The sequence below is a fragment of the Arthrobacter sp. USHLN218 genome, assembly GCF_037144715.1.
Lineage (GTDB): Bacteria > Actinomycetota > Actinomycetes > Actinomycetales > Micrococcaceae > Crystallibacter.
In genome coordinates this window covers 150,134-162,020 of the sequence record NZ_JBBCYT010000009.1, presented here as the reverse complement: position 1 = coordinate 162,020, position 11,887 = coordinate 150,134, and the positions used below count along the sequence as shown (strand labels likewise).

Sequence of the window (11,887 nt, the reverse complement as noted above, 5' to 3'; positions counted from 1 at the left end):
GACCGTGCAGGACCGCGCCCGGGCGGCCCGGCACCGGCTGCACCCGCAGACCCTTCAGGAGCGGCATGCCCGGGCGATGGAGCACCGCGGGGTGTGGTTCCGGCCGCAGGAGGACGGGATGGCCGAATTGTGTGTGCAGACCGGTGCGGATACCGCGATGAGTGTCTATAGCCTGGTGCAGGAGCACGCGAAACACCTCAAGACCCTCGACGGGGAAACCCGCACCCTGGCCCAGCTGCGCGCCGACGTCTTCACCGACCTCTGCCTCCAACCCCCGGCCACCGCCGCTACCGCGGGTGCCGGGGGCAGCAGCCACGGTGAAGGCAGCATCGGTGCCCCTGCTGAGGCTGCTGCCGACGCCGCCGGTTCTGCCTTCGGGCCCGCCGCCGGCGCGGCTTTCGGGCCGGCGGCCGGCTCTGCCGTCAATGGCGGGAGCCAGGCTTTTGGGCCGGCGTCGGCCGGTGCTGCCGCTGTCGGGCAGGGCGGGCTTTTCGGCCCACCGGCCGACGGTGCTGCCGCGGCCGGGCAGGGCGGGCTTTTCGGCCCACCGGCCGACGAGACTGCCGAAGCAGCGGGCCGGAGTGTCGCGGAGGTGTGGGGCGGCGGGAACGTGAAGGCGTTCGTGGCGGTGTCGATGCCGCTGGCCACCGCGGCCGGCGGGGACGAGCCGGGCGTGCTGGCCGGGTACGGGCCGATCCCGCCCGGCATGGCCCGCCGGCTGGCCGGCCTGGCGAAGTCCTGGCTGCCGGTCATCACCGACGAACACGACCAGGCGGTGATCGTGGCCCGCCAGATGCGCTACCCGCCCGAGTGGCTCAAACGCCAAGTCCGGTTACGCGATGAAACCTGCCGCGGGCTCGGCTGCCGCACGCACTGGAAGCACTGCGAACTCGACCACACCCAGGCGTGGGAACACGGCGGCAAAACCGAGCTCGATAACCTCGTCCTGCGCTGCAAACCCGACCACCTGGCCAAACACAACGACGGCTGGCACACCACCCAACAGCCCCACGGCGTGATCCGCCACCAGACGAGGACCGGGCAGACCTACACCAGCTACCCCGACGGCTCCTGGATCAGCCACGGCATCACCCCGCCCCCGCCCCCGCCACCAGACCCCTTCAACGACACCACACCACCACCCTTCTAAGCGCGCCTGCAGGTGGCATGTGGCAGGTGGCAGGCGCCGGATGCAGGTGTCTACCTGGAACCTGCAGGTGTCTGCCTGGAGGCTGCAAGCCTCTCTCGCCTCCACGGCCCGGCAGGCCTCTGAACTCCAACACACACACGAACCCCACCAGCGGAACCCGAGCGCATAGATTCCATGCGCTGAACGCTTCCATAAGCGGCACGCGTGCGGCCGGACCGCTTGCCGGGAACCCCGTGGTTCCTCTGACCATGCGCCGGAAGGGGCTGGAATAGTGCAGGCCCGCCGAGCAGCAACGCCTTATAAGCAGGACCACGACGCGCGGGAATTCGACTCGGGGCGGCAGGAACGGGCCCCGAGATGCCGCGAAATGTTGACCTAGGCATCAGGGGCAAGCCTTCAACGGGCGCATGCTGATGCCGCTCTTCGACGTAAATGTCGGTACCCGGCGCCCTCGTTCCGAGGCCCCCGTGAACGGGACCCCCAGGGCGGCCGCGGGCCCATGGCGGGAATAAACCCGCTGACCAAACGTTGACTTGAGTGCAACTTGCTCACGTTTGGGCGGATGCGGAATAATCTTTGGCACAACGCGTTAACTTGAGTCGAAGGCACTCAAGTCAAACAGGAGGATATATGCCTATCTTTTTCGGACCCGCAGGTTCCGGCAACGGCTCCTTCGACGAGTTCCTGGCCCGCTACCTGCAGGGCCAGCGGACCGCCCGCGCCGGCCGGCCGATCGATATGACGCGGCTGCTCAGCCGCCGCTCGCACGAGCTGATCGGCCGCGCCGCCCAATTCGCCGTCGAGCACGGCCACACGGAAGTCGACGCGCTTCACATCCTCCGCGTGATGGCGGAGCAGGAGCCGCTGGCGGAGCAGGTCCGCCGCGCCGGTGCGAACCCGCAGGCCGTTGCGCAGGCAGCCGAGCAGCGCCTGCCCGGCGCCTCGTCGGAAAAGGTCGATACCCCGCCGTCGCTGACCCAGTCGACCCAGCGGGCGCTGCTGGACGCGCACCAGGTTGCACGCGCGTTCGGCTCCACGTACATCGATCCCGAGCACCTGTTCTTTGCATTCGTGCTGAACGAGGAATCTCCCGCAGGCCAGGTCCTTTCCGCGGCGGGCGTTACGCCGCAGTCGCTGCAGGCGGCCGGCCAGGAGGCTTCATCGTCGGAGCCCGACCCGCGGCGCGACGCGGCCGTGGCACCGTCCGGCGACGGCACCACGCCTACCCTGGACCAGTTCGGCATAGACCTGACGGCCCGCGCCCGGGAAGGCAACCTGGACCCGGTGATCGGCCGCGCCGAGGAAATCGAGCAGACTATCGAGATCCTCGCCCGCCGTACCAAGAACAACCCGGTGCTGATTGGTGAAGCCGGCGTCGGCAAGACCGCCATCGTGGAAGGCCTGGCCCAGGCAATCGCCGCCGGCGACGTGCCGCAGCAGCTGCAGGGCAAGCGCGTCATCTCGCTCGACCTGCCCGGCATGCTCGCCGGAACCCGCTACCGCGGCGATTTCGAGGAGCGGCTCACCAAGACCATGGACGAGATCAGCGCGCACAAGGACGGCATCATCGTCTTCGTCGACGAGCTGCACACGGTCGTGGGCGCCGGAGGCTCCGGCGAGGGCAGCGGCATAGATGCGGGCAACATCCTCAAGCCGCGCTTGGCCCGCGGCGAGCTGCACCTCGTCGGCGCCACTACGCTCGCCGAGTACCGCAAGATCGAGAAGGACGCCGCCCTGGAGCGCCGCTTCCAGCCGGTCACGGTCGGCGAACCCTCCATCGAGGACGCCGTCCTGATCCTGCAGGGGCTGAAGGATCGCTACGAGGAACACCACCAGGTGACCTACACCGATGACGCCCTCCGGGCCGCCGTCGAACTTTCCGCGCGTTACATCATGGACCGGCAGCTGCCGGATAAGGCGATCGACCTGATCGACCAGGCCGGCGCACGTCTGAGCCTGCGGCGCGGTCCGCGTGTGGACATTGCGGAGCTGCGGGCCCAGGTGGCCAAGCTGGAGGAGGCCAAGAATGCCGCGGTCGCCGAGGAGCGCTACGAGGAGGCGTCCGGGCTGCGCGACGGCATCGAGGCGCTGAAGCAGCAGCTGGCCGCCGCCGAAACCGCCGCTGCGGGCGAAGGTGCGGGCGCGAGCGCTGTGAACGGGAATGCCGGCGCCCAAATCAATGCGGACGCCAGCGGAATCGACGACGGCGGGACGCGTGACGGCGTCGTGCCCTCCGGTTCCCGGGTGGTCGGCGAGGCGGAGATCGCAGAGATCATCGCCCGGGCCACCGGTATCCCCGCGTCGCGGCTGACCGAAAGCGAACGCGGCCGGCTGGCCCGGCTCGAGGAGGACCTGCACGGGCGGGTCATCGGACAGGACGATGCGGTGACCGCGATCGCCAAGTCCGTGCGGCGCAACCGCACCGGCATGGGTGATGAGGGCCGGCCCGTCGGCAGCTTCCTCTTCCTCGGCCCCACGGGCGTCGGTAAGACCGAGCTGGCCAAGGCGCTGGCGGAGTCGCTGTTCGGCGACGAGGACGCAATGGTTCGGTTCGACATGAGCGAGTTCGGCGAACGGCACACCGTTTCCCGCCTGGTCGGCGCGCCTCCGGGCTACGTCGGCTATGACGAGGCCGGCCAGCTCACCGAGCGCGTGCGGCGTCGGCCGTACTCCGTGGTGCTGCTGGACGAGGTCGAGAAGGCGCACCCGGACGTGTTCAACCTGCTGCTGCAGGTGCTCGACGACGGCCGCCTGACCGACAGCCAGGGCCGCACCGTGGACTTCCGCAACACCGTGGTTATCATGACGTCCAACCTGGGTTCGGAGTTCCTCGCCAGCAAGGGCGGAGCTCTCGGCTTCACGGCCAAGGGCGGCGACGGGTTCGGGTCCGAGAAGGAACTGCGCGCCCGCGTCATGGGCCGGCTGCGCGAGACTATGCGGCCCGAGTTCCTGAACCGGATCGACGAGATCGTGCTCTTCCGCAAGCTGGACCGGGAGCAGCTGCGCGGCATCGTGCGCCTGCAGCTGGCCCGCTCGGAGGCACGGCTCGCCGCGCAGGGCTACGGCCTGACCGTCGACGAGGCGGCCGTGGACTGGATCGCCGAACACGGCTACGAGCCGGAATACGGCGCCCGCCCGCTGCGCCGGGTCATCCAGCGCGAGCTCGACGACCGGATCGCGGACCTGCTGATCAACGGGGAACTGCACGACGGCGGACGGGTAACCGTCACGGCCGACGGCGGAGAACTGCGGGTGGCAGCGGACAGCCTGGCCGCTGCCGCCTAGCCCGGCGCGGGCTGGCGGCGCGGGCTGCCGGTGCAGGCCGGCGGCGGGTCGGCGGCGCGGGTCGGCGGCACAAACTGGCGGCGCAGACTGGCGGTTCAGGCCGGCGGCGCAGACCGACCACGCTCCGGAACCGCAATGGCGGGGCTCCCCCACAAAGGCCGGGCCGGCCGGGAAGACTTTGATCTTCCCGGCCGGCCCGGCCTCGTGCTGCCCGGCATGGTGCCAGCCGCGCTGCCGTTGCTACCCGTCGTTGCCTTTGACCGGCAGGTCGCGCTTGACCGGCAGGTCCTTCATGCGTGCGTGCCGGAAAGCGGTGAACTCGTGGTCCCGCCGGAGTTCGATGATCAGCGAGGCCCCCAGCAGCGCGACGATCAGGGTGAAGGGCAGGGCGGACAGCATCGCCGCCTGCTGCAGTGCCGTCAGGCCGCCGACCACCAGCAGCAGGACCGCGCAGGCTCCGGTGAGGCCGCCCCACATGACGAGCACGGGCTTGGTGGGATCCAGCGTTCCCTTGGAGGAGAGCATGCTCAGGACGAAGGTGTTGGCATCCGCCCCGGAGATGAAGAACAGCGCCACCAGGAGCACGGTCGCGATGGCCGTGAGCTGGACCAGGGGCAGGTTCTCCAGCATGGCGAAGAAGGCGGAGTTGATGTTTTCGGTGGTCGCTGCGCCGATGCCGGCACCGTTCATGTCCATCTGGATGGCGGAGCCGCCGAAGATGGTGAACCAGGCGAAGAAGACCAGGCTGGGGACTCCGAGGACACCCACGACGAACTGGCGGACGGTGCGGCCCTTGGAGATCTTGGCCAGGAACACGCCGACGAAGGCGCCCCAGCTCAGCCACCAGGCCATCATGAAGTAGGTCCACCACTGCATCCACTGCAGGTCATCCGGGGTGTTCGGGGTGATGAGGCTGACCTGGAAAAAGTCGTTGAAGTACTGCCCGATGGAGCGGAAGAACAGGTTCGAGATGAAGTTCGTGGGACCCGCGACGAACACGTAGATGGCCAGCGCGATCGACAGGCCCATGGTGATCTGGCTGATGTACTTGATGCCCTTGTTCACGCCGGACAGCGCGGACAGCGTGAACAGAACCGTCACGATGGCGATGATCAGGATCTGCGTGACCAGGCCGGACGGCAGCCCGAAGACGCGCTCCAGGCCCTCGGCGATCTGCGAGGCACCCAGCCCCAGGGACGTGGTGGTTCCGAAGAGCGTCGCGATGATCGCGAAGACGTCGATGGCCTTGCCGAACCATCCGTCGACGAGGCTGCCGAAAATCGGCCGCAGCATCGGGGAGACCAGGCCCGGGCGCTTCTTGCGGTGCGTGGAGTAACCGATCGCCAGCCCGAAGACACCGAAGACGGCCCAGGCGTGCGGCCCCCAGTCGAAGAAGCTGAATTGCATGGCGCGGACGGCGGCGTCCATGGTCTCCGGCTGGGCCAGGGCGTGCGGCGGCGCGATGAAGTGGGAGATCGGCTCGGCGACGCCGTAGCTGATCAGGCCGATCCCCATGACGGCGGATAGGATCATCGCCAGCCACGCCCAGGTGCTGTGCTCCGGCCGGTCCGTGCTTGAGCCCAGCCGGATGTCGCCGAACCTGCTGAATCCGAGGTAGACCATCAGACCGATGCAGAACAGCGTCACCACCAGGTAGCTCCAGCCGACCGAGGCCGCCACCCAGTTCATGCTGGCGGTCATGACGTCGCCAAGGCTCTGCGGGCTCGCCGCTGCCCAGATCACGAACGCGGCGATCAGCCCGACCGAGGCCCAGAAGACGCTCCCGAGCCGCCGCGGCGGGGCTGGCGCGGGCGGTTCCGTGAATTCCGGGGGCAATGGGTCGCTGGGCATGGTTTCCGCACTGGGTCGGGAAATTTGTTGAACCATGATGGTCTCCGAACGGTGGAAGTTCAACGCCACGCGGCGTTAGAGCTGGGACAGGCCTTCGCTGTCGAAGAACCGGCCCGCCTGGTAGACCATGGGCGCGGTTTCGCTGACCTCGGCGTGGCGGACGCGGCAGATAAAGATGGTGTGGGTCTTCGCCTGGAACCGCTCGCGGATCTCCGCCTCAAGGGCGGCGGACGAGCCGTCGATCAGGGGCGAGCCGTGGGGGCCGGCGTGCCAGTCGATCTCGGCGAACTTGTCCGCCGACTTGGAGGCAAAGGTGGACACGGTGGGCTTCTGTTCATTGCTGAGGATGTTGATGCCGAGGTGGGTCGAGGCGAACAGGGCCGGGTAGGTGGAAGACGTCTTCTGGATGCACACCATGACCAGCGGGGGTTCGAGGGAGACGGAGGCGTACGCGTTGACCGCCAGGCCCTTCGGCACGCCGCCCTCCTTCGTCGTGACCACGGTGACGCCGGTGACGAACTGCCGGTTGAAGCCCTTCATGACCTCCAGGTCCGGTTCATCGGAGAGGGAATCAACGACGACGCCGCCATCGGCTTCTCCGAGCGCGTCGCCCAGGTGCCGGATACCAAGCGATTGCAGCAGTTCACTGCCGTCCCAGGTCACGGTCTCCTGCTTGATCCGGCCGGCCTCGATCGTCACGAAGTTGGAGCCGCGGGTCTGGACCTGCCGGCCCGTGGCCGGAACTCCCATGAACGGGGCGGTGTGGGTACCGGTTGAGGTCCAGAAAATGGCTGCGCTGGTTCCGTCGACGACGACGGCGTCCACGGTGGTCACCAGATCGGGGAAGGCCTCCCGGATGGCAAGGATCTCGCCCTGCAACTGCGACAGGTTCGCGGCCTTGCCGCTGCTCTTGCTGACGCGGAGGTAGTCGTCGGAGACCAGGGTCTCCAATGCCTCGACCTCTCCACGGTCCCAAGCCGCCTGCCAAACGTTCGCTACTGCACTTTCAAAAGTCTGTTGCATGGCAGAGAGCGTAATCTGCATCACGCCCAGAGGTCAATAGGCAATTGCAGAGCGCGTGTTTAAGCTGAATTTCATCGGTTCTAGCGAGAGTCTTGACCGGTGTGATGCATGCAACGTAGTCTTTCATGTATGCAAGAGACGCTGATGAATAGGCAGGACGCCGTTACTGTCGCCAAGGAGCTTTCACTGCTCGAGAGAGTGCGGACATTGATTCTCGGCGGACAGTTCCCTCCGGGCGCACCGGTGTCGGAAGTGTTCCTGGCGCAGGAGTTCGACGTCAGCCGCACGCCCATCCGCGAGACGCTCAAGCAGCTGCAGCATGAAGGCTTGGTCGAAATCCGTCCCAAAGTGGGAACCTTCGTGCGGGAGCCGACCCGTCGGGAAATCGTCGAGCTGTTCCAGCTGAAGGAGAGCTTCGAGGGCCTCGCCGCCGGGCTGCTGGCCCGCCGCGGAAAGGTTCGCGAGATCGCCGTCCTCGAACGCAACGTCGAGGAATCTGACGAGGCCGCCGCCGAGCAGGATGCCGAGCGCTACGCCGAACTGGTGCACGAGTTCCACCGGACCATCATCACCGGCGCGGACAACAACAAGCTGGTAGAGCACTATGAGCGGCTGATGAACCAGTTGGCCTACCACCGGCTGGTCCTGCGGACGGCCGAGCATCCGGGCCGCATCAGCGCCTCGACGGCCGAGCACCGCACCGTCCTGTCGATGATCAAGGACAAGGACCACTTCGGCGCCGAAGCGGCCATGCGCAACCACGTCTATGCATCCTCCCGCGAAGTCCTCACGGACTCGCGCACCCGAACCGACTGACCCCTGCCTAACTGACCAGGCAGTCGCTCCTTGCACCGCCCTGGTGCTGCGCAGCTTCAATCCGTTCCCTAAGAAAGTGAAGCCCCATTTTGACTAACAGCACTACGGCCGGCCCCGCGGAACGCGCAGCCGGCATCCGGAAAGTCGTCTATTACCAGGAGGAAGTCCTGCTGGAGAACGGCACCCAGCCGCCGGTACCGGCCCTCCGGGCCACAGCCGCGGCAGTAATCACCAACCCTTGGTTCGGCACCCCGCCGGACACGGACCTCTCTGACGAGTCGCGGACCGTGGCCCCGGGGATCGCCCGGATCCTGACCGACCGCCTTATCGAAGGACTCGGCGGAGCCGACCGGATTGAAGCGTTCGGCAAGGCGGCCATCGTCGGCACCGGCGGCGAGATCGAGCACGCCGGCGCCCTGATCCACACCCCCTACTTCGGCAACCTGGTCCGGGAGTTCCTCGAGGGCTCGTCGATCATCTGCTTTGCCGACGACCGTGCCGAGGCCGGCCAGCAGCTGGTCGTCCCCCTCTGGCACAAGACCGAGGCCGCTACCCGCAGCCACTACCAAACCGTCACCGCCCGGATTTCGGACGGCCCCCGGCGGGACGAGATCGTCGTCGTCGCCGCCGCCTCAACCGGCCCCCGCCCGCACGCCAGGATCGGCGACCGCAGCACCGACCCCGCTGTAACCTCAAACATCCTCGAAGGAGCCCCCGCATGAACGTCCGCAAGATCGTCACCCTGCTGGAAGAAACCCTGACCGAAGGCGGCCGCCCGGTCGAGCCCAACGCCCGCGTCGCCGTCGTCGCCGCCGTCATCGAGAACCCGTGGAACGGCCAAGGCTTCGTTGAAGACCTCACCGCCGGTATCGACGAAGCGGCCTCCCGGGTCGGAGAACTCCTCGCACCGCGCGTCGTCAAGGCCCTCGGCGGCACGGTCGAGGCCTACGGCAAGGCCGCCATCGTGGGGCTGGACGGCGAGATCGAGCACGGCTCCGCACTGATCCATACGCTCAAGTTCGGCGACCACTTCCGCAATGCAGCGAATGCCACCACGCTGCTGCCCGCCGTCGAGAAGCGCGGTCCGGCCGGCGTCACCTTCGACATCCCGCTGAAGCACATCACGGACGCAACCATCCGCTCGCACCACCAGAGCATCGAGGTCCGGCTGGCGGATGCACCGCACCCCGGCGAGATCGTCATCGCGTTGGCGGCAGCTTCGCAGGGCCGTCCGCAGCAGCGCCTGGCACCGCTGTCGACCGAACAGTAGCCATGGAGGCAAGACTGCCGATCGTCCTGCTGCACGGTGTCGGCCTGGACAGCAGCATGTGGGAGCTGTTCCGCGCGGAACTGGGCCGGCTCACCGACCGGGAAATCGTGGCCCTGGACCTGCCCGGCCACGGCGGCCAGCCGCCGCTAACGGAAGCGGTATCCCTTGCGGATCTGGCTAACGACGTCGCTGGCCGGCTTCCGGGGCGGGCGCACCTCGTCGGATTTTCGCTGGGGGCGCTGGTCGCACAGCATCTGGCCCGGCATCGCCCGGAGCTGGTCGCCAGCCTGGCCAGCGTGAGCTCGGTCTGCCTGCGGACGCCGCAGGAGGCAGCCTCAGTGGCCGCGCGGCTGGAGAACGCGGATGTGGACTTCGCCGACAGCGTCGAGGCCTCGATCCGGCGCTGGTTCCCGGCAGAAGCGGGAACGGACACGGCGACCATCGCCCGTGTCCGCAGCACCCTTCTGGCGAATGACAGGCAGTCCTACCTGCACGCATACCGGGTTTTCGCGACGTCCGACGCTGAGATCGGCGCCGAGCTCGGCGGGATCTCCGTCCCGTCGCTGGCCGTGACCGGGGACCTGGACCCCGGCTCGACACCCGAGATGACCCGCCGCTTGGGCGAGGCGATCCCGGGCTCGCGCACCGCCGTCGTACCCGCCGCCCGGCACATGCTGCCGGTGGAGCGTCCGGCGGAGCTGGCCCGAATCATCACCGAATTCATCGAAGACCCGAAACGAGACCCCCATGACTAAGCAATACGACCACTTCATCGACGGCAAGTGGGTCACTCCGGCTGAGGGTGCCTACTTCGAGAGCACGAACCCGGCCACGCTCGAGCTCCTGTACACCGCGGCCCGCGGCACCAAGGCCGACGTGGATGCGGCAGTGGGCGCAGCCCGAACCGCCTTCGAGAACCCGCTGTGGCGGGACCTGAGCCAGACCAAGCGCGGGCACCTGCTGCGCAAGCTCGGCGATCTGGTCGTCGAGCACGCCGAGGAACTCGCGCGGATGGAGACCGAGGACAACGGCAAGCTGCTGCGCGAGATGCGCGGCCAGCTGGCCACGCTGCCCGAGTACCTCTACTACTACGCGGGCCTGGCGGACAAGGTGCAGGGCAGCCAGGTCCCCACCATGAATCCGGCGATCCTGAACTACACGCAGCGCGAACCGCTGGGCGTCGTCGGTGCCATTACACCCTGGAACTCGCCGTTGACGCTGACCACCTCCAAGCTGGCGCCGGCGCTGGCCGCGGGCAACACCCTCGTGATCAAGCCGTCCGAGTACACCTCTCGGACCGTCCTGCGCCTGGCCGAACTGACCGTCGAAGCGGGCTTCCCCGACGGCGTCATCAACGTGGTGACCGGCATGGGCGCCGAAGCCGGCGCCGCGCTGGTGGACCACCCCGACATCGCCAAGATCTCCTTCACCGGTTCGACCGCCACCGGCTCGGCAATCGCCGCGTCCGCCGCGTCGCGCTTCATCGGCTGCACGCTGGAGCTGGGCGGCAAGAGCCCCAATATCGTCTTCGAGGACGCCAACGTCTCCAATGCCGCCATGGGCGTCGTGGCCGGTATTTTCGCCGCGGCAGGACAGACCTGCATCGCCGGAAGCCGGGTGTTCGCCCACCGGTCCGTCTACGACGAGCTGCTGGAGAAGGTCGCCGAACGAGCCAAGAGCATCGTCATCGGCAACCCCCTCGAGGACGCCACCGAGCTCGGCCCGCTGGCCTTCGCGGCCCAGCAGGAGAAGGTTGGCTCCTACGTGGATCTCGGGGTATCCGAGGGAGCCAAGGTCCTCACCGGCGGGGGCAGGCCGGACGTGGAACTGCCCGGCTACTTCTACGCCCCGACCGTCCTGACCGGCGTCGACAATTCCATGCGCGTGGTCCGTGAGGAGATCTTCGGTCCGGTCGCGGCCATCATGCCGTTCGACTCGGAAGAGGAAGTCCTGCGGCTGGCCAACGACACGCAGTACGGGCTGGCCGCCGGCGTGTGGACGCAGAACCTCGCCCGCGCCCACCGGATGAGCCGGCGGCTCGAAGCCGGCACGGTTTGGGTCAACACCTACCGGGCGATGTCCCCGATGTCGCCCCGCCAGGGCTTCAAGAACAGCGGCGTGGGCATCGAACACGGCCTGGAGTCGATGCACGAATACACCCGCCTGAAGAGCATCTGGATCAACACCGACGAGGGCCCGGTCGCGGACCCGTTCGTCATGCGCTGATAGGAGCAGCAGGCATGCCATTGATTGACGTATCCATTGCCGAGGGCCGCTCCCCCGAACAGCTCCGGGACCTGGTCTCAGCCCTGCACCGGGCGGCAGAGGAATCCGTTGGCGCTTTGCCGGAGAACACCACGGTGATCATCCGCGAGGTCCCCACCAGCCACTGGTCCAAGGCAAACCAGACCATCGCCGAGCGCCAGGCTGCGGCCCAGGCAGCTCCGCTCACCCACGCAACGCCGGTCGAAACCGCCGCAGAATAAAGGAGT

Annotated in this window: 10 protein-coding genes; 8 read left to right on the top strand and 2 right to left on the bottom strand. The window is 67.8% G+C overall.

Going from position 1 to position 11,887, the window contains the following annotated elements; all coding sequences use genetic code 11:
- Nucleotides 1–1,150, top strand: a 1,150-nt coding sequence (locus WFH44_RS18895; RefSeq protein WP_336715843.1) for an HNH endonuclease signature motif containing protein, incomplete at its 5' end; no start/stop codon positions are given.
- 630 nt (nt 1,151–1,780) lie between these two features.
- Nucleotides 1,781–4,435 (top strand): ATP-dependent Clp protease ATP-binding subunit, encoded by a 2,655-nt coding sequence (locus tag WFH44_RS18890; RefSeq protein ID WP_336715842.1) that lies wholly within the window; start codon nt 1,781–1,783, stop codon nt 4,433–4,435.
- 240 nt (nt 4,436–4,675) lie between these two features.
- Here the strand turns inward: WFH44_RS18890 and WFH44_RS18885 are convergent, their stop codons facing one another.
- Both WFH44_RS18885 and WFH44_RS18880 read right to left on the bottom strand, forming a co-directional pair.
- Nucleotides 4,676–6,322: a BCCT family transporter gene (locus WFH44_RS18885; protein WP_336715840.1), complete on the bottom strand. Its 1,647-nt coding sequence runs from the start codon at nt 6,320–6,322 to the stop codon at nt 4,676–4,678.
- 39 nt (nt 6,323–6,361) lie between these two features.
- Nucleotides 6,362–7,309 (bottom strand): flavin reductase, encoded by a 948-nt coding sequence (locus WFH44_RS18880; protein ID WP_336715838.1) that lies wholly within the window; start codon nt 7,307–7,309, stop codon nt 6,362–6,364.
- Nucleotides 7,310–7,438: 129 nt separating this feature from the next.
- Between WFH44_RS18880 and WFH44_RS18875 the strand changes: the two genes are divergently transcribed.
- The 6 genes from WFH44_RS18875 to WFH44_RS18850 all read left to right on the top strand — a co-directional run bounded on the left by WFH44_RS18875 (nt 7,439) and on the right by WFH44_RS18850 (nt 11,881).
- Nucleotides 7,439–8,125, top strand: a complete 687-nt coding sequence (locus WFH44_RS18875) for a GntR family transcriptional regulator (RefSeq protein WP_336715836.1) — start codon at nt 7,439–7,441, stop codon at nt 8,123–8,125.
- Nucleotides 8,126–8,214: 89 nt separating this feature from the next.
- Nucleotides 8,215–8,847, top strand: coding sequence for an amino acid synthesis family protein (locus WFH44_RS18870; RefSeq protein ID WP_336715834.1), 633 nt, complete (start codon nt 8,215–8,217; stop codon nt 8,845–8,847).
- Nucleotides 8,844–9,395, top strand: a complete 552-nt coding sequence (locus tag WFH44_RS18865; RefSeq protein ID WP_336715831.1) for an amino acid synthesis family protein — start codon at nt 8,844–8,846, stop codon at nt 9,393–9,395. Before WFH44_RS18870 ends, WFH44_RS18865 begins: the two co-directional genes overlap by 4 nt.
- Nucleotides 9,396–9,397: 2 nt before the next feature.
- Nucleotides 9,398–10,150: an alpha/beta fold hydrolase gene (locus WFH44_RS18860; protein ID WP_336715829.1), complete on the top strand. Its 753-nt coding sequence runs from the start codon at nt 9,398–9,400 to the stop codon at nt 10,148–10,150.
- Nucleotides 10,143–11,621, top strand: coding sequence for an aldehyde dehydrogenase (locus WFH44_RS18855; protein WP_336715827.1), 1,479 nt, complete (start codon nt 10,143–10,145; stop codon nt 11,619–11,621). The genes WFH44_RS18860 and WFH44_RS18855 overlap by 8 nt, the downstream gene beginning before the upstream one ends.
- Nucleotides 11,622–11,635: 14 nt before the next feature.
- Nucleotides 11,636–11,881, top strand: a complete 246-nt coding sequence (locus WFH44_RS18850; RefSeq protein WP_336715825.1) for a tautomerase family protein — start codon at nt 11,636–11,638, stop codon at nt 11,879–11,881.
- Nucleotides 11,882–11,887 lie beyond the last annotated feature (6 nt).

Excerpts from the sequence above, each read along its gene's own strand:
- WFH44_RS18890 (WP_336715842.1), top strand. The coding sequence starts at position 1,781 with ATGCCTATCTTTTTCGGACCCGCAGGTTCCGGCAACGGCTCCTTCGAC.
- WFH44_RS18885 (WP_336715840.1), bottom strand. The coding sequence starts at position 6,322 with ATGGTTCAACAAATTTCCCGACCCAGTGCGGAAACCATGCCCAGCGAC.
- WFH44_RS18880 (WP_336715838.1), bottom strand. The coding sequence starts at position 7,309 with ATGCAACAGACTTTTGAAAGTGCAGTAGCGAACGTTTGGCAGGCGGCT.
- WFH44_RS18875 (WP_336715836.1), top strand. The coding sequence starts at position 7,439 with ATGCAAGAGACGCTGATGAATAGGCAGGACGCCGTTACTGTCGCCAAG.
- WFH44_RS18865 (WP_336715831.1), top strand. The coding sequence starts at position 8,844 with ATGAACGTCCGCAAGATCGTCACCCTGCTGGAAGAAACCCTGACCGAA.
- WFH44_RS18860 (WP_336715829.1), top strand. The coding sequence starts at position 9,398 with ATGGAGGCAAGACTGCCGATCGTCCTGCTGCACGGTGTCGGCCTGGAC.
- WFH44_RS18855 (WP_336715827.1), top strand. The coding sequence starts at position 10,143 with ATGACTAAGCAATACGACCACTTCATCGACGGCAAGTGGGTCACTCCG.
- WFH44_RS18850 (WP_336715825.1), top strand. The coding sequence starts at position 11,636 with ATGCCATTGATTGACGTATCCATTGCCGAGGGCCGCTCCCCCGAACAG.